At 65.8% G+C, this 17,664-nt stretch carries 15 protein-coding genes; 5 read left to right on the forward strand and 10 right to left on the reverse strand.

Going from position 1 to position 17,664, the window contains the following annotated elements; genetic code table 11:
* Positions 1-169: 169 nt before the first annotated feature.
* The gene (locus ACVI1L_RS40795; RefSeq protein WP_456785384.1) at positions 170-2,710 is read right to left on the reverse strand and encodes a sensor domain-containing protein; all 2,541 of its coding nucleotides are present in this window, start codon (positions 2,708-2,710) and stop codon (positions 170-172) included.
* A 294-nt stretch (positions 2,711-3,004) separates the two neighbouring features.
* Entirely contained in the window at positions 3,005-3,166 is a 162-nt protein-coding gene (locus tag ACVI1L_RS40800; RefSeq protein ID WP_080583391.1) for a DUF1127 domain-containing protein, read from the reverse strand.
* Positions 3,167-3,423: 257 nt separating this feature from the next.
* Here ACVI1L_RS40800 and ACVI1L_RS40805 point away from each other — a divergent pair, with 257 nt between their 5' ends.
* A complete protein-coding gene (locus ACVI1L_RS40805) occupies positions 3,424-4,767 on the forward strand; it encodes an aminotransferase-like domain-containing protein (protein ID WP_456785385.1) in 1,344 nt (447 codons plus the stop codon).
* A gap of 90 nt (positions 4,768-4,857) precedes the next feature.
* Here the strand turns inward: ACVI1L_RS40805 and ACVI1L_RS40810 are convergent, their stop codons facing one another.
* Complete coding sequence (locus ACVI1L_RS40810; RefSeq protein ID WP_156436156.1) at positions 4,858-5,214, reverse strand: hypothetical protein; 357 nt, start codon at positions 5,212-5,214, stop codon at positions 4,858-4,860.
* Positions 5,215-5,300: 86 nt separating this feature from the next.
* Positions 5,301-5,948, reverse strand: a complete 648-nt coding sequence (locus ACVI1L_RS40815) for a hypothetical protein (protein ID WP_057016685.1) — start codon at positions 5,946-5,948, stop codon at positions 5,301-5,303.
* A gap of 44 nt (positions 5,949-5,992) precedes the next feature.
* Between ACVI1L_RS40815 and ACVI1L_RS40820 the strand changes: the two genes are divergently transcribed.
* Positions 5,993-6,427 carry a hypothetical protein gene (locus tag ACVI1L_RS40820; RefSeq protein WP_016840859.1) on the forward strand — a complete coding sequence of 145 codons (435 nt, stop codon included), beginning with the start codon at positions 5,993-5,995 and terminating at the stop codon, positions 6,425-6,427.
* Positions 6,428-6,441: 14 nt separating this feature from the next.
* Here the strand turns inward: ACVI1L_RS40820 and ACVI1L_RS40825 are convergent, their stop codons facing one another.
* Positions 6,442-8,844: an EAL domain-containing protein gene (locus ACVI1L_RS40825; protein WP_253589847.1), complete on the reverse strand. Its 2,403-nt coding sequence runs from the start codon at positions 8,842-8,844 to the stop codon at positions 6,442-6,444.
* 147 nt (positions 8,845-8,991) lie between these two features.
* A complete protein-coding gene (locus tag ACVI1L_RS40830) occupies positions 8,992-10,380 on the reverse strand; it encodes an MFS transporter (protein WP_456785672.1) in 1,389 nt (462 codons plus the stop codon).
* Between the two features lie 617 nt (positions 10,381-10,997).
* On the opposite strand from ACVI1L_RS40830, the gene ACVI1L_RS40835 reads away from it, so the two are divergent.
* Both ACVI1L_RS40835 and ACVI1L_RS40840 read left to right on the forward strand, forming a co-directional pair.
* A complete protein-coding gene (locus tag ACVI1L_RS40835) occupies positions 10,998-12,074 on the forward strand; it encodes a lysylphosphatidylglycerol synthase transmembrane domain-containing protein (RefSeq protein ID WP_456785386.1) in 1,077 nt (358 codons plus the stop codon).
* 103 nt (positions 12,075-12,177) lie between these two features.
* Positions 12,178-14,145 carry an SGNH/GDSL hydrolase family protein gene (locus tag ACVI1L_RS40840; protein WP_376708480.1) on the forward strand — a complete coding sequence of 656 codons (1,968 nt, stop codon included), beginning with the start codon at positions 12,178-12,180 and terminating at the stop codon, positions 14,143-14,145.
* Positions 14,146-14,223: 78 nt separating this feature from the next.
* On the opposite strand, the gene ACVI1L_RS40845 is transcribed toward ACVI1L_RS40840, so the two are convergent.
* Together ACVI1L_RS40845 and ACVI1L_RS40850 are read right to left on the reverse strand one after the other, a co-directional pair.
* Positions 14,224-14,790 (reverse strand): DUF2147 domain-containing protein, encoded by a 567-nt coding sequence (locus tag ACVI1L_RS40845; protein WP_057016746.1) that lies wholly within the window; start codon positions 14,788-14,790, stop codon positions 14,224-14,226.
* A gap of 127 nt (positions 14,791-14,917) precedes the next feature.
* Positions 14,918-15,946, reverse strand: a complete 1,029-nt coding sequence (locus ACVI1L_RS40850; RefSeq protein WP_057016688.1) for an NAD(P)/FAD-dependent oxidoreductase — start codon at positions 15,944-15,946, stop codon at positions 14,918-14,920.
* Between the two features lie 164 nt (positions 15,947-16,110).
* On the opposite strand from ACVI1L_RS40850, the gene ACVI1L_RS40855 reads away from it, so the two are divergent.
* Complete coding sequence (locus tag ACVI1L_RS40855) at positions 16,111-16,572, forward strand: acyl-CoA thioesterase (RefSeq protein WP_076825837.1); 462 nt, start codon at positions 16,111-16,113, stop codon at positions 16,570-16,572.
* 6 nt (positions 16,573-16,578) lie between these two features.
* Here the strand turns inward: ACVI1L_RS40855 and ACVI1L_RS40860 are convergent, their stop codons facing one another.
* Together ACVI1L_RS40860 and ACVI1L_RS40865 are read right to left on the reverse strand one after the other, a co-directional pair.
* Complete coding sequence (locus ACVI1L_RS40860; protein ID WP_016841525.1) at positions 16,579-16,899, reverse strand: 2Fe-2S iron-sulfur cluster-binding protein; 321 nt, start codon at positions 16,897-16,899, stop codon at positions 16,579-16,581.
* Between the two features lie 161 nt (positions 16,900-17,060).
* Positions 17,061-17,438, reverse strand: a complete 378-nt coding sequence (locus ACVI1L_RS40865; RefSeq protein WP_456785387.1) for an Hpt domain-containing protein — start codon at positions 17,436-17,438, stop codon at positions 17,061-17,063.
* Positions 17,439-17,664 lie beyond the last annotated feature (226 nt).

The raw sequence follows: 17,664 nt of genomic DNA on the forward strand, positions 1-17,664 counted from the left end.
CTTCTCGAACCTCCGGCGACGTCCGCTTTCTCGCGGCTGTCAGGGTGAGAGCGGACATCAAGCGTCCCTCATCCAGCTCCGCTTTATGAGTACACGGCCCAGTTGATTGGTCAGCTGCCACCATCGAGGCAAAGCCACGCACAAAAACAATGCCGCAAGCGGTGTTCGGCTAGAGGCGATTCCGTTGCGGCTGCATCCGGCGCACCTCGCGCTCGATGCTGGCGGCGACCAGCGGCGCCTTGTCGGCGGCGATCGGCGGGGAAAACACGAAGCCCTGCACCAAATCGCAATCGAGCCCGCCGAGCACGTCCAGTTCGGCGGACAATTCGGCGCCCTCCGCCACGACCGTCATGCCGAGTCCGTGCGACAGGGCGATGATGCCGCCGAGCAGCTTGCGCTTCTCCGGCGCGGTGGAAATGCCATCCACGAAGGCCCGGTCCACTTTCAGGCAGTCGAAAGGCAGGCGCGTCAGATAGCCGAGCGAGGAATAGCCGGAGCCGAAATCGTCCAGCGCCAGCCGGGCGCCCAAGCCGGAGAGCGCCGTCAGCGTGCGACTGATCCGTTGCTCGGTATGATCCACGAACAGGCTTTCGGTCAGCTCCAGGCAGAGCAGCTCCGCCGGAAAGCCGGTCTCTGCCAGGATGGCCGAGACCGCGGTCTCGAAATCCACGCTCCAGATCTGCGCCGGCGAGACATTGACCGAGATGGAGCGCGGCGGCAGCCCGGCATCCAGCCAGGCGCGGCCCTGCCGGCAGGCCTCGCGCAGCACCCACAGGCCGAGGTCGACGATGAGGCCGGAGCTTTCGGCGATCGGGATGAACTCCGCCGGCGAGATCGGCCCGCGCTCGGGATGAGCCCAGCGTAGCAGCGCCTCGAAGCCGGTGACGCGGCCGGTCTTCAGGTCCACCTGCGGCTGGTAATGGGCCTCGAGGGCGCCGGCCTCCACGGCGTGGCGCAGATGGCGGCCGAGATCGAGCCTTTCATCGACCGCCTGCGCATAGACCGGCTCGAACAGTTGCGCCCGGCCGCGCCCGGCCTCCTTGGCCATGTAGAGCGCGAGGTCCGCGTTGCGCACGGCGGTCTCCGCCGTCGCGCCGTGCTCCGGCAGGCGGGCAATGCCGATGGTGGCGCCGACCGAGGCTTCGCCCTCGGCGAGATCGACAGGGCCGGACAGTTTGCCGACGAGCCGATCGGCAAGCCCGGTCAGCGCGGCGTCGGACGTGTCGCATCCATCCGCCAGCACGGCGAATTCGTCGCCGCCGAGCCGGGCGATGAAGGCGCGCGGCCCCAATTCCTGCCGCAACGCAGCCGCCACCTTGATCAGCAATTCGTCACCGGCGGCATGGCCGAGGGAATCATTGACCTCCTTGAAGCGATCGAGGTCGATGAGCAGCAGCGCACCGGTCCGGCCTCCCTGGGAGCAGCCTTCGGTCAGCGCGGCGAGCTGGCGCGTGAACAGCGCGCGATTGGCAAGGCCGGTCAACGGATCGCTGTAGGCGAGCTGCTCGAGCTGGCGCTCGGCTTCCTTGCGCTCGGTGACGTCCTGCACGGTGCCGATGATGCCGATGACCTTGTCGTGGGCAACCTCCGCCTTGCAGATCACAGCCAGATCGCGGGGCATGCCGTCCGCGTGCAGGATGCGTAGATCCGTGGCCTCGGTACGGCGGGTGCGCAGCACCCGTTTCTGCACCTCCCGGAAGCGGTCGGCGTCGCCGTCCAGGAAATAGGGTCCCATTTTCTCATCGGTCGGCTCGAACGTGTCGGGCAGGCCGAGAAGCTGGTAGAGCTCGGGCGCCCAGATCGTACGGCCGCTGTCCAGCCGGAAGCTCCAGGTGCCGATCTTGCCGAGGCGGTGGGCCTCCTCCAGCGCCCGCGTGCGCTGGTCGAGCAGCGCCTTGGCCGCCCTGAGCTGGGTGATGTCGCTGGAGGTGCCGCGATAGCCGAGAAAGCTGCCGTCATCGGCGAAGATCGGCTTGCCGCTGGTGCAGATGCTGACGCGCGAGCCGTCCTTGCCGATCAGCGTATAGGTGAAGTCGCGAAAAGGGCGATGGGCCTCCATATCGGCCCGGTGCCGCGCCATCGCCTCGCCGTCCTCGGGCGCATAAGTCAGTTCCCAGCGCGCCTTCCTGCCAGCGGCCACCGTCTGGAACGCCGCATTGCCGGCAAGCGATTTGGGATAGGGCAGCAGCCGATGTTCGGCATCGCTCTCCCAGCACCAGTCCGAGGCGGTGCTGACGAAATCGGCCAGCCGTTGCTCGCTCTCCGCCAGGCGCCGCAGCGCGGAGGTCTCCTCCGTGACGTCGCGGACGATGCCGGACACGCGTCGGACCTGGCCGTCCGCGTCGAATTCCGGCTCGCCATGCACCACGCAGTCGAGCAGGCTGCCATCGGAACTGCGGAGCCTCGTCCGCACCGCATAGGGCCGCCCCTCCGCCCAGCAGGCCGCGTAATGCGCCTCCAGAAGCTTCCGGCTTTCAGGCAGATAGCGCTCGCGCACCGTGGCGATGGGGATGTAGCCGTCGGCGGTGTCGAATTCGTAGAATGCGGCGAGCTCGGGCGATATCCAGAGATCGGTCGCGGCGGCACTCTGCGACTCCCAGTAGCCCATGCGGGCCAACCGGATCGCACAGCGCAGCGATCGCTCCTCATGCCAGCGGCGACGCGCTTCCCGGGTCGGGGCCTGCCCTTGCGACAATTTGCGAGCGGCCATCGGTCCCCAACTCAACGCTAGCGTACGCAGCTAACAGGCTAGCATAGAGCGTCACAACCTTGGAGCGACGGCGGTGACGAGATGGGGCTCTTCCGCTTCTTTGGTGTAGTTTCGGTGAATTCTGCAACCGGCAGTCGGCGCCCGGCCCTAAGGCGCGACGTGATTGGGTTGAATCGTCATCGCGCTTTAACTCTTTGTTTGAGCATGACCTCCGCGCAAACGCGTCCCGCGTTTGTCGCGAGGGAAAACCGCTTCGCACTTTTCCGGATCATGCATTAGCGCAGCACCGGCATCTTAACGGATCCGCACCAGCTCCAGGTCGAAGTCGCCGGTGACGGCGGTCTCGATCTGGCAGCGCGAGAGTCCGATATCGCGCAACGCCCGGTCATCGAGCTGGCGCAGCGTCTTGATCGCCTCGCGGCGCACCCAATAGGTCGCGAGCGCATCGCCCCACACTCGGAGCAATCGGAGCAATCCGCCCAATGTACTAGGCCGCGCGGGCGCTGCGGCGGCTGAGGATATCGCTGACATTGTCATCTCTCCTTCGCTGCCCATAGACAAAGCTACGCCGTTGACGCAAATGCTGTTTCAGCGCCTGCGCCGCCGGGACCTCGGATTGCTTGCGCACTCCTCGGTGCAATCATGGGCTTGTTCCCTCTTAAATGATCCGGTACATTGCTCGGAGCAAGTAAAACATTGCTCTCGGTGCAATAATGTCGAGGTTCGAATATCTGAAGCTGGCGGATGCGGTGGCCGCCGAGATCGCCAGCGGCGCGCTGAAGGCGGGCGACCGGCTGCCGCCGCAGCGTCATTTCGCCTATGACCGCAACATCGCCGTCTCAACAGCGAGCCGGGTCTATACCGAGCTGTTGCGGCGCGGGTTGGTGGTCGGTGAAGTCGGCCGCGGCACTTTCGTGTCCGGCGAGGCACGCCGCGGCATCACGGCCCCGACCGAACCGCGCGGGGCCCGCATCGACCTCGAGTTCAACTACCCGCTGCTGCCGCACCAGGCGACGATGATCGCCAAGAGCCTCGAAGGACTGGAGCGGCCCGAGGTGCTCGAGGGCGCGCTGCGGCCGGCGACCAGCTTTGGCACGCGGGCGGCACGCACCATCTCCTCGGAATTTCTGGCGCGCAAAGGCTGGACGCCAAATCCCGACCAGATCGTGTTCACCGCCAATGGCCGGCAATGCATCGCCGCCGCGCTCGCCGCCGTGGTGCCGCCCGGCGGACGCTGCGGCGTCGAGGCGCTGACCTACCCGTTCGTCAAGGGCATCGCGGCGCGGCTCGGCATCTCGCTGGTGCCGCTCGCGATGGACGAACACGGCGTGCGACCGGATGCGGTGCAGAAGGCGCATCGCGAGGCGCACCTGTCCGCGATCTACGTCCAGCCCACGATCCAGAACCCGCTCAGCATCACCATGCCGCCCGAACGCCGCGCCGAGCTGCTGCGCGTGGTGGAGAAGCTCGGCCTCATCGTCATCGAGGACGGCGTCTACGGATTTCTCGACGATGAGGCGCCGCTCGCCGCGCTCGCGCCCGACAGCTGCATCATGCTCGACAGCCTGTCGAAGAAGGTCGCGCCGGGCCTTGCGCTCGGCTTCATCGTGTCGCCGCCGCGGCTGCGCGAGAGCATCATGGCCGCGGTGCGCTCGGGCGGCTGGACCGCGTCGGGCTACGCCTTCGCCGCGGGGCAGCGGCTGATGGCCGACGGCACCGCCGCCGAATTGTCACGGCTGAAGCGGATCGATGCCGGCCGCCGCCAGCTTCTGGCGGCCAAGCATCTGGCCGATTTCGAAATCCAGACCAATCCGAAGTCGTATCATCTCTGGCTGACCTTGCCGCCGCATTGGCGCTCGCAGACATTGGTCGCGGCCGCGGCGCGCCGCGACATCGCGCTGACGCCGTCGACCACCTTTGCGGCCACGCCGGGGCACGCGCCCAATGCGGTGCGGCTCGCACTCGCCGCACCGCCGATGGAGCAACTCGACCTCGGCCTGCGGACACTGGCGGGAATGCTGAGCGCGACCGAAGAGGATTTTGACTCGACGGAGTGACATCGCACGTTCACTCCGAAGCAGCGCCGCAGTCCAGAATTGGATAGGAGTGGCACTCGCAGCGGCCCATTTCCAGTGAGCGCCAGGGCATCAAAAGCCACAGGCCGCATACGTCTTTCTCACGAGACGAAAATGCGCGCCCTCGGCTACGAAGTCCACATCCATGCACTGGTTGCCTTTGCGATACTCCCCGATCACGCCGCACTGCAGATATTCGAGGTTTATCCGCCAGCGCTTTTCTTGCGGCGAGTAGGTCGCAAAGTCGTGCTGCGCGACCGGCGTTCCCTTGCAAATTCCGGCAACGTATCGCCGCACGTCGGGCGGCAGATTGTCGACGTGATTGTGATCAAGCGGATCATGTTTGTTGCCCACGCTGCCCTTGGAAAGAGCCGGCGGGATGCTCAGGAGCACAAGGCACAGAGCCAAAAATGGGGTCCGGATTGTCATCTGACGCTCCAGCCAAAAGCAAATCCGTCGCCGAGTTTACAGCGCGTTGCTTACAACCCGCTTACAGTCCGGCCGCGCGAACCGCTTCACCGATTGCGAACCGCCTTCGGCAGCAGCGCATCGGGCAATTGATCGAAGCTGTAGCGCCGCGGCCGATTGCGCGTGACGAAGCCGCCGACCTGCCAAGTGAACAGCGCCGCAAAGCCGACCAGGAACAGCGCGCCCATCCAGTTCGAGGTGAGCAGCGCCGTCAGCAGCAATCCGATCATTGCCACCGCAAGGCAGGCCAGCAGCGCCAGCGCGGCGGTATACGTCTTCGGCCCGAGGCCTCCGACCAGCCTGGCCCTGCTGCCCGCCGCCTGCATCCGGCGATGCAGCTCGACGATGAAGTCGCGGTAGAGATGTCCCTGCGGCGCCACCAGCGTCGCGGTCTGCCAGGTGGTCGAGAGGATCGCGATCCGCCCGCCCCTGGCGTTGTCGATGTCGGCGCGAAACCGCTGCTGCTGCATCGAGACCGGGCGATAGGACAGTTTCACCGCGGAGATGTCGGCATAGTCCCACACGCCCGACCTGCCGGCGATCCGCCACGACAGCCCGTCCTCGGTCAGCTCGAACTGGTGCGCCGAGCCGATCAATGAGGCCTTGTAGGCATAGCGCAGCGGCGAGCCCTCGCCTGCCTCCGATCGATCCTGCAACGTTGTTGGCAAGCCGCCGTTCCACCCGTCCAAATCCATCCACGCGCTTGCGCGGGACGTCACGGCTATCCTACAAGCGAGCCATGCCTGAGACGACCTATTTTCCGCGCTACCTCATCCTCGGCGGCGCGATGATATCCGGCGTGCTGCTGGCGCTTGCCGTGCACATGCTCGGCGCGCGTTATGGGCTCGATCTCGGCGGCCTGTGGCGCTCCGACAGCCACGAGTTCATGCCGGCGGGCGCCGCGATTGCGTGGTGGCTGATCGCGACCGTCGGATTTTCGGGCGGCTACTTCACCGCCAATCTGATGCACAGCGCGGTGGCCGGCCAGATCCCGCAGCGGATGCGTAACTTCCTGATCGTCGTCGGCGTGCTGATGCTGGCCGGTGCCGGCCAGGCCGCGTCGGCGCCGAGCACGGTCTCGACCATATCCGCCGTGCTCGCCGGCCTTGCCGCCCTGTGCCTCGGCGCAGTGATGGCGTTCTGCGGCGCCTATTTTGCCCTGCGCAAGAGCTGAGCTAGCCCTCCAACTCAGGCGACCGACCGTTCCGGCGTCCTGCGCAACATCTTGGCGACGTCGGCTGCCGGCCGCGGCGGGCTGAACAGATAGCCCTGCGCCTGCGTGCAGCCCTCCCGACGCAGCAGGTCGAACTGGGTATCGGTCTCGACCCCTTCGGCGGTCGTGACGATGCCGAGGCTCTTGCCGAGGCCGGTGACCGCGCGCACGATCGCCATCGAGTCCTCGCGTGTCGCAAGGTCGGTGACGAAGGACCGGTCGATCTTGATCTTGTCGAACGGGAAGCTGCGCAGATAGCTCAGCGAGGAATAGCCGGTGCCGAAATCGTCCAGCGAAATGCGGACGCCGAAGCCGCGAAGCTCATGCAGCACCGCGAGCGTCGCCTCGCTGTTCTGCAGCAGCACCGATTCGGTGATCTCCAGCTCAAGCCGGTCCGCCGACAGGCCCGATGCTTCCAGCGCCGCCTTCACCGACGACACCAGGTTCGGGTTCTTGAACTGCACCGGCGAGAGATTGACGGCAACCGCGACGGCCTCGGGCCAGCCCGCGGCATCCGCGCAGGCCTTGCGCAACACGATCTCGCCAAGCGGAACGATCAGCCCGGTTTCCTCGGCGACAGGAATGAAATTGTTCGGCGCGATCAGGCCACGCAGCGAATGGTTCCAGCGCGCCAGCGCCTCGAAGGCGACGATCCGATCGCCCGCGACATCGCGGATCGGCTGGTAGTAGACCTCGAACTCGTCATGCTCGAGCGCGAGCCGCAGGTCGCGCTCCAGCAGGCGGCGCGCCTGCGCACGCGCATCCATCCCGGTCTCGAAGAAGCGATAGGTGCCGCGGCCGTCGGCCTTGGCGCGGTACAGCGCGAGATCGGCCTTTTGCAGCAATTCGTCGGGATCCTTGCCGTCTTCGGGCGCAAGCGAGATGCCGATGCTGACGCCGATCACGAGCTGATGGCCGCCGATCTCGTAGGGCGCAGCGATCCGCTCGACCACGAGACTTGCCAGCGACGACACGACGGACGGCTCGCAATTGCTGCAGAACTGCACGATGGCGAATTCGTCGCCGCCGAGCCGCGCCACGGTGTCGTGCTCGGTGACGCATTCGCCCAGCCGGCGCGCGACTTCGCGCAGCAGCGCGTCGCCGATCGGATGTCCGAGCGTGTCGTTGATTTCCTTGAAATGATCGAGATCGAGACAGAGCACGGCCAGCTGGTCGGAGCGCTTGGCCAGTCTCGAGGCCTTCTCGAGCTGCTCGCGGAACAGCGTCCGGTTCGGCAAATTGGTCAGCGCGTCATGCCGCGCCATGTGCGAAATCTGCTCCTGTGCCTGCTGCCATTCGGTGATGTCCTCGAAGGTCGCGACCCAGCCGCCGCCCTTCATCGGCTGGTCGACGACGCGGATCGCGCGCTCGTTGCGGCTGACGATCCGCGTCGCGCTGTGGCCGGCCTTTGCCTCGGCGACGAGAGCATTGCAGAACTCCTCGGGATCGCCGTCCCACTCGCCGATGGAATGGAGGTCCTGCAGGACATCGATCAGCAGGCGTCCCTGCAGCGGTATGCGACTGCGCCCCATCATCTCGCTGTAGCGCTCGTTGAACAGCATGATGCGGCCGTCGGCATCGAACATGCACAGCCCCTGCGACATGTTCTCGAGCGCGGTATCGAGCACCACCTTCTGCTTGTGAAGTTCGGTCTTGGCGCGACGGTCGAGGATCGAGGCGATCAGCGAGAGGCCGAGGATCGCGAAGGCCGCAACGGCGGTCATGAACGAGAGCACGCGCGGCGAGACCGTAAGTCCGCCGGAAACGATGGTCGGATCCGGGACGAGCGTCACCGCGCCCATCGCGGTGAAATGATGCGAGACGATCGCGACGGTCAGAAGACCGGTCGCGGCGGCGGTGGTGCCGAAACGTTCGCCACGGGTGGCAACGACGAGCGCGAGCGCGCCGAACAGGCTTCCGAACGCGATCGACGAGGCGACGATGCCGGGCGACCAGATGATGCGCGCGGGCAGCTCCAGCCCGAGCATGCCGGTGTAATGCATCGCCGCGACACCGGCGCCGACGATCGCGCCACCGGCCGCAACCGTCTGCCAGCGTCCATCGAGCGTGGCGACGGCCAATCCGACCGCCAGGATCGCAACCGCGAGCACCAGCGACAGCAGCGTGATGGGAATGTTGTACCCGGCCTCGATGCCGGGATCGTACGCCAGCATGGCAACGAAATGGGTGGCCCAGATACCGCAACCGCCGACCGCCGCATCGAGGCCGATCCAGATCTCGCGGGCCCGCCCCTGCGCAGCGCGGGCACGGTGAAACAGGCTGATCGCGACGGCGCTGGCGAGCAGGCAGATCACCCCGCCGAGGACGACCAACCGCCAGTCATGTTCCAAAGTGAGACAGGTCAGAACGCGATACATATAGGCCCCCTTTATGGACCTATAAGAACAGACGCATTCGTGTAGGAACGGTAACCGCACCGCAGCAAGGTTCCACGCATGGTGAAGAAGCCTTGAATGCAGGCGATCGGGTCAGGGCAACGCGGAGATGCCTCGCTGCGGTTCGTCTCAGCGCCGAGCCTCTGACCATGCGCCGATCCAGATCAGCGCAGCCGCCGCCAGCAACACGCCGGCGGAGATGACGAGGGCCGCATGCAGGCCGGTGATGAAGGCCGCGGACCGGCTGACCATCGAGCCGAACAGCGCGACACCGAGCACGCTGCCGGTCTGCCGGGTCGCGTTCAACACCCCGGCCGCGATGCCGGCATGCTGTGGCCCGGCACTGCCGAGCAGCGCCGATGTCAGGGGCGGCACCAGCAGGCCGAGGCCGCCGCTCATGGCCAGCAATTGCAGGCAGATCGCGAGGTAGCTGGTGCCGGGGCCGATGAACAGCAGCGCAAGACATCCGGTGGCGGAGAGAGCGGCGCCGAGCGCGATTGTCGCCGGCGCGCCGATCCGCTCCGCGACATGCGGTGCGATCAGGTTGGCGGGCAGCACGGCGCCGAGCATCGGCACGAACGCGAGGCCAGTGGCGAACGCCGACAGCCCGTTGACCTGCTGGAAGTAGAGGCTGAGCACGAAGATCAGGCCGTAGAACGCGACATTGACCAGGAGGCCGACCAGCGAGGTCAGGGCAAACATCCGGTGGCGGAACAGCGAGAGCGGCAGCATCGGCTGCGGCGCGCGCGCCTCACGCCAGACGAACAGCACGGAGAAGACGGCGGCGAGAGCGAAGCCTGCGATCACGAACGGGTTGCCCCAGCCGAGCGCGCCGCCTTCGATCAGCGCGCCGGCCAACGTGCCGAGCGCGGCGATCGCCGCGACCTGCCCCGGCAGATCGAGCCGGTGTTGCTGATGACGCGCGGTTTCGCTGGCAAAGCGCCAGGCGAGCCACAAGCCGGCGAGGCCGATCGGCAGGTTGACCAGAAAGATCGCGCGCCAGCCGACCAGCGCGATCAGTCCGCCGCCGACGAACGGGCCGGCGGTCAGCGCAAGGCTCGCGCCCGCGGCCCAGACACCGACCGCGCGTCCCCGCGCCTTCTCGTCTTCATAGGCATGGCGGAGCAGCGCCAGCGAGTTCGGCACCAGGATGGCCGCGGCCAGCCCCTGCGCGCAGCGCGCGGCGATCAGCGTCGCCGCATCAGGCGCGACCACGCAGGCAACCGATGCCGCGGTGAACATCGCAAACCCGGCCATGAAGATGCGCTTGGCGCCGATCCGGTCGCCGAGCGCGCCCGCGGTCAGGATGAAGGCCGCAAAGGCAATCGTGTAGGCGCTGACCACCCATTGCAGTTCGGCAACGCCGCCGCCGAGCGAGGCGCCGATCGCGTTGAGCGCCGTGTTGACGATGGTGACGTCGAGCTGCACGACGCCATAGCCGAGACTCATCGCGGCGAGCGTCAACGTCGCCGCGAGCCCGCTCGTTTGCTGATGCGACGTTGCGCGGCGGCCCGGCATGTGCCGGACGTTCAGGGATGTCTGTTGCATGGTCTTGTCCTTGCTCTCGGCAACCAATGCGAGACATAGGCCTTCGTTTCGCCGCAACACTTCGCCACGGATCGAAGTGTGAAATCGCGTGCCTTGCCGATCTGTCCGACGGCGGCCCGCTTGCGCGGCGTTTTGCCTCAATAGACCTACGGACCGCCTTCGCGCGGCTCACCGGCCCGAGCGCAGGGCGGATCATGCGCATGCGCGCGCCGACTTCACACTTTGGTAAACGTCACAGCCGGCTCAGCCGTCCCCATGCTGATGCATATCGTCCATTCGCCTCGCGCCAACGAACCCGCATCGACGCCGGGACGGCCGCAAAATCGGCAAAAAAGCCGACGAAACTGCCTGAAACGGCGGAACATGCAGTGGCCCCATCGCGGTCCTGCGACTCACATTCCGCAGGGCGAGAACATATGTAGCCAATATGACAATGACGCTGGACGAGGGCCGAAGGTTGGCTTGTCAAGGGCTGCACAACGCATCGGTTTTGCCTTATGGGTCATCGCGTACGGTGCGTTTGCCCGTCACCCGTCGCCGTCCGTGATCGGGTCCCACTGAAATTTGCCGCCCCGCCGGGAGGATGAATGCTTCGGCTGCTGACCACGCTTGGGCGTGGTTTCAAGGAAAAGATCGGCTGGAAACGGCTCGGGATCGCCGCGAGCGTGTTGATCATCGCGTTCGCGATCACGTCGCTTGTTCACACCCTGAAGGGCGTCGATACCGGCATCATTCTCACCGCGCTCACCAACATCGCGCCGCACCGGATCGCGCTGGCGGCGCTCTGCGTGGTCGGGGCGTTCTGCACGCTGACCTTCTACGACTTCTTCGCGCTGCGCACGATCGGCAAGATCCATATCCCCTACCGCATCGCAGCGCTGTCGAGCTTCACGAGCTACACGATCGGCCACAATATCGGCGCCACGGTTTTCACCGGCGGCGCGATCCGCTTCCGGATCTATTCCGATTATGGCCTCTCCGCGATCGACGTCGCCAAGATCTGCTTTCTGTCGGGCCTGACCTTCTGGCTCGGCAATTTGTTCGTGCTCGGCTTCGGCATGGCCTGGCACCCGGCGGCGGCGTCGGCGATGGACCTGTTGCCGCCGGCGATGAACCGGCTGATCGCGCTCGGCTGCCTTGCCGGCATCGGCGCCTATTTCGTCTGGCTCCTGACCGGCGTGAAGCGCCGCGAGCTCGGCCAGAACGGCTGGAAGGTGGTGCTGCCCTCGGCCAAGTTGACGCTGTTGCAGATCCTGATCGGAGTGGTCGATCTCGGTTTCTGCGCGCTCGCGATGTACCTGCTGATGCCGACCGAGCCGCATATCGACTTCGTCTCGCTGGCGGTCGTGTTCATCCTGGCGACGCTGCTCGGCTTCGCCAGCCACGCCCCCGGCTCGATCGGCGTGTTCGACGCCGCGATGCTGGTGGCGCTGCCGGAGTTCAGCAAGGAACAATTGCTGGCGACGCTGGTCGTGTTCCGCATCCTCTACTTCCTGATCCCGTTCGGGATTTCGATCTCGATCATGGGCATGCGCGAGCTCTGGCTCAACGTGGTGCAGCCTTGGCAAGAGCGGAAACGACTAAGCCAAGCCTGCACGGCTTCGGCGACCGTGCGGCAACCGATCGAAAGCCGGCAGCAGCGGGTCAGGCAGCTGAAACGGTAACGGACAACGTTATCGGCCCCTGTGCGGGCCCCTCGACCCCGGATTTTCGATCCTCGCGGCCGCTTCTCTTATTTTCGCCGTACCGCTCGCGTCAAACCGCGCCATGATTGGCTTTTTGGTTCGATTTTCGTTTCGGGTGACGGTCTGCAGCGTGCTGCTCGGCAGCGCGCTGGCCGCGGTCTTCGCATCGGCCGCGGAGGCGCAGGACAACCAGCTGCAGATCTCCTGGGAGGTCCGCAACCGCTTCCGCCTGTTCCGCGAGGAACGCGACTTCCGCCTGCATGTCGAGAGCGGGCTTGGCCGCAGCGTGCTGGCCTCGGAACAGACGCTGGAACTGCAAAGCGACGGCCGCGGCTGGGCGCGCAACACCGTGAACCGGCTCTGCATCGACCTGCAGGGCCGCGTCAGCGAGCCCTGCACGCGCGACAACGTCAAGGAAAGCTATCTGACGCCGATCGATCATCCGATCGTCGTACGGCTCACCGGGCCGGTTCCGGTCGGCGCGACCTGCGCCTGGTCGTTCGACGACGGCGATGGGCCGCAATCCTCGACATTCGATTGCGCCGAGCCGATCAACCTGCGCGTCCGCTACGGCCGCACCACGGTCGCGACCGTCGACGTCGCAAGCGGCTCGGACGCCAACCAGCGCGTGACGACGCAGATCGAGGTACGCGACTTGCTGATCGCGGGCCTCGGCGACAGCATCGCATCCGGCGAGGGCAATCCCGACCGCGCGATTGCGCTCTCCGACGAGGGGTTCTGCTTCCGCTCCTATCTCGGCGGAGCGCAATATTACCGGCCGAGCCGCGCCGGCTACAAAGGCGGCCGCGCCTGCGAAGCACCGGACACCCTGACCAACTGGCAGCGCCAGAGCGCGCTGTGGCTCAACTCCGCCTGTCACCGGTCGCTGTACAGCTACCAGACCCGCACGGCGCTCGCGCTCGCCGTGCAATATCCGCACATTGCGGTGACCTATCTGCCGCTGGCCTGCACCGGCGCCACCATCGCCGACGGCCTGCTCGGCTCGCAGCAGGCGCGGGAATGCCTGCCGACGAAGACAGCCAACACCTGCTCGGGCACCGTCAACGGCCAGATCGCGGAGCTGCGCACGGCACTCGCCGCCGCCAAGCGCCGTCAGCCCGACCGCACCCTCGACCTCGTGCTGCTCTCGATCGGCGCCAACGATATCTACTTCTCCGGCCTCGTCGCCAACGTGATCGTCGACACGCCGACCGAGCGCACGCTGTTCAGCCGCGGCGGCTCGATGGCCAGCGTCGACGATGCCCGTTCGGCGCTGGCGCGCGACCTGCCGGCCGATTTTGCCAAGCTGCGCGATGCGCTGAAGCCGCTGGTCGGCGGCGATCTCTCGCACGTGATCTACACGGCCTATGCCAATCCGGCGCTGGCCAATGGCGGCGCGCCCTGCCCCGGCGGCCGCGCCGGCTTCGAGATCCATCCCTCGTTCAACGCGGATCCCAACCGCCTCGCGTCGGTGTCGAGCTTCGTCCAGAACGAGTTCCTGCCGCAGCTCAAAGCGATCGCGCAGTGCCAGTCCGGCATCATCTGCCGCAATCCGCAGGCCGATCGCATGACCTTCGTCGATGCGCATCAGGACGCGTTTGCGAGCCATGGCTTCTGCGCACGCGCCTCGACCGATCCGGAATTCGACCGCGACTGCTTCGCCGCCAACGGCGACAGCTTCGTCTCGGACATCGTCGCCGCGGCCAACCAGCCGCTGAAATGCGGCCGCAGCGCCGGCGAATACCGCGCCTATCTGCCGCGCGCGCGCTGGATCCGCGACGCCAATGACAGCTACTTCACGGCGATGACCTACCCGCAGGGCCTGCCGTCCTCGATGCAGCCAAGCGACATCCACGACGCGACATGGGGCATCCTGTCGGCGGTGTATGGCGGCGCGGTGCATCCGAGCGCCGAAGGCCATGCCGCGATGGCCGATGCGGCGGTCCCCGCGGCCGCCACAGTGCTGCAGCTGAACACCGCTGTGCCCGAAGTGATTACCGAGCCGGTCGCGCCACTGCCGATGCCGATTGCACCGACGGGACAGCGCTGAACGCTCACGCCGCCACGCAAGAGCGGAGCGTGAGCCGCGCAGATTGGAGCGTTAGCTGCGGATTGTAGAGAAGAAGTGTTAGTGCCGCTTCGTCGCGGGCACCGGCGCCGCCGGCTTCGCCACGGCGGCTTGCGCCGGCAGATATTTGGCGACGATCGCGGGATCGAGTTGGGCTACCGCGGTGTCAGGCAGCCGGGTCCAGACCTCATCCTTGCCGAACAGCGAGATGCCGAGAAAGCCGCGCATGGTCAGCGTCTGACCATCGGCGCTCAACGTCATCTTGGCCTTGTAGACCTTGCCGTTGCGCGGATCGAGCACGTTGCCGCCTTCATAGGCGAGCCCGTTGCGCTTCATGTCGCGGATGAGGGGAATGCCGAGCCACGGCATGTCCTTGCGATCGTCGGTGCATTTCGAGCAAACCGGATTGGGCGGGTCGCCGGGCGATGAGAACATCTTTGCGATCATGCCTTCGAACAGGCCATTGCGCTCGATCACCAGGAACCAGCCCTCGGGCTTGCCGTCTTCGATCTTTTGCCACAGGCCGGCAGCCGACGGGTCGGCCGCCGAGGCCGCAAGCGGAGCAGCTAGCGCAAAGGCCGTGGCGATCGCGAGGATCAGCCGAAGTCTGGATAGCGTGTTCCGCATTATCATCACCTGATCAATCGACCAACTCGACTACAAGCAGACTACGGCCATTTCACGGAGCGTTCCAGTGCCCGCGCCGCGCAGGAAGTGGCCCATGCCCCTGGCATTGGTCTCTGCCCGAGTGAAATCAGTTCACCCCGAGCTTCTTCTGCAGACTCGATGACGAGGTTGTGTATTGGAACACCAGCCGCTTGTCCGGATACACGTAGCGGTGCGCCTTCTGCGCCATCAGCGCACCCTCGTGGAAGCCGGAGAGAATGAGCTTGAGCTTGCCCGGATAGGTGTTGATGTCGCCGATCGCGAAGATGCCTGACACGTTGGTCTCGAACGCCGCGGTGTCGACCGGCACCAGATTGTTCTCCAGCGCCACGCCCCAGTTCGCGACCGGGCCGAGCTTCATGGTGAGTCCGAAGAACGGCAGCATCGTATCGCAGGCGATCGTCGAGACCGCATTGTCGTTGCCCTTGAGCGCCGCGCCCGAGAGCTGGCCGTTGGCGCCTTCGAGCCCCGTGACCTGGCCGATCTTCAGATCCATCCTGCCGTCGGCAACGAGCGCACGCATCTGCTCGACGCTGTGCGGCGCCGCGCGGAAATCGTCGCGCCGGTGCAGCAGCGTGATGCGCTTGGCGATCGGATGCAGATTGAGCGTCCAGTCGAGCGCGGAGTCGCCGCCGCCGACGATCAGGATGTTCTTGTCTCGGAATTGCTCCATCTTGCGCACGGCATAAAACACCGACGTGCCTTCATAGGCCTCGATGCCCGGCACCGGCGGACGCTTCGGCTGGAACGAGCCGCCGCCGGCCGAGATCACGACGACCTTGCACTCGAACTCCTTGCCGGCATCGGTCTTCACGCGGAACAAGGGATCGCCGATCTTCTCGATGCTCTCCACCATCTCGTTGAGATGGAAGGTCGGATTGAACGGCTTGATCTGCTCCAGCAGCTGTTCGGTGAGGCCCTGACCGGTGACGAAGGGAATTCCGGGAATGTCGTAGATCGGCTTCTCGGGATAGAGCTCGGCACACTGCCCGCCGATCTTGTCGAGGATGTCGACCAGATGCACCTTCATGTCGAGCAGGCCCAGTTCGAACACGGCGAACAGTCCGCAGGGGCCCGCGCCAATAATCAGCACATCGGTCTTGATCGCTTCGCTCATGTCCGCTTCTTTTCAGTTGAAATCGACTGGACGGCTTTTTCGCCTGTCCAGCCAAGTGGGCCGGATCGCGACATGCATAATAGGGACAGCGGCTGGCGCGGCAACCCCTTGCCGAGCCTGCGCAAGTCGGCTGTATGGGCGGGAAACCGACGGAGATCCCCCGCGTGAATGCCCCTGTTCGTGCTGACGATGCGCCGCGCCTGGAAGACTTTCCCTACCGCCTGTCCGACAATGTGCGCTTTGCCGATCTCGACCCCAACGGGCACGTCAACAACGCCGTCTATGCGAGCTATTTTGAAACCGGCCGCGTCACGCTGGTGAAGGATCGCAGCATGGGGCTGATGCCGGCGGGGCTCGGCTGGATCATGGTGCGCCTCGACATCCATTTCCGCGCCGAGCTGCACTGGCCGGGTCAGATCGAGCTCGGGCTCGGTCTCGTCAAGTTTGGACGCACATCGACCACCTTCGACCAGGTGGTGTTTTCGGAAGGCAGATGCGTGGCGTCGGCGAAGGCGGTCACGGTGATGATCGATGAGGCCACGCGCAGGCCGACGCCGCTGCCGGCGGAGGTCAAGCAGAACTTCCGCCGCTGGGTCCGTCGCGGAGTGAATCCGGACGGCGAATAAGAGATCTTAGGCCTGTCGCTCCGGCGTCGACACGACCAATCCGTCGAGATCGTCGGTCACCTTGATCTGGCAGGACAGCCGCGAATTCGGACGCACGTCGAAGCCGAAATCCAGCATGTCCTCTTCCATCGGTGACGGCGCGCCGACCTTCTCGCGCCAGGCTTCATCGACATAGACATGGCAGGTCGCACAGGCGCAGGCGCCGCCGCATTCGGCTTCAATGCCGGGAATGGCGTTGCGGATCGCGCCTTCCATCACCGTCGCGCCGTTCTCGATGTCAACTGTGCGTTTCTCGCCGGAATGGTCGATAAAGTGGATTTTGGCCATGATTGCTCGTGCTGCCGGAATGCGCCGGACGATGGATGGAAAGGTCCCGGGCAGTCGTATAACGGGTCGGTCCGCACAGCGCTAGCGCGGAGACTGAAAACCTGCCCGCCGGTTGGGATGCCGCCCAAGCTGTCGCGGCGGACCGCCGAGACGCCAGACGCCTAGGAGCGGCCCAGGATCAGCTCGATCGCCGTGCGCGCCTCGGCAATCGCGGCGCCGAGCGCGGCAAGCGGCTGGGCCGCATCGGAACCGCCGCTCAGCGCGGTCTCCAGCTGGGCAGCAGCCTCGGCGACGCCGAAGGCGCCGATCGCCCGCGCCGATCCTTTCAGGGTATGGGCATGGGTCGCCGCCTCGGGCGGCAAGGCGGCCAGTTCACCGAGGATCCGGGCCGACTGGGTCGAGAACATGGCCAGCACTTCCCGCTCGAGGCCCGGATCACCCAGCGTCATGCGCTGAAGATGATCGACGTCGATCGGCTCGGCGCCGGGCGCCAGCGGCGGCGATTGCGTCCATTCGACCCGTTCGAGGTGAAGCGGCATGGCCTGTCCCTGTCGTCTCCGCCGGGCCCTCGCCGGCGGATCGTTGGCCCAGCCAATCACGAAACTGGTTAACGGATTGTTGTTGGGATGATCGGCAAAACCGCCCGATTCTGGACAATTTCCGGACACAATCGGCGCTCTACAGCCGGAATTTCGAGTGCCCATAAGGCCTTATGGCGCAAAGCTGTTAACGATGATTAAGAAAGTATTAATCGCAAGCATTTCA

Source organism: Bradyrhizobium sp. USDA 4516 (assembly GCF_054055915.1).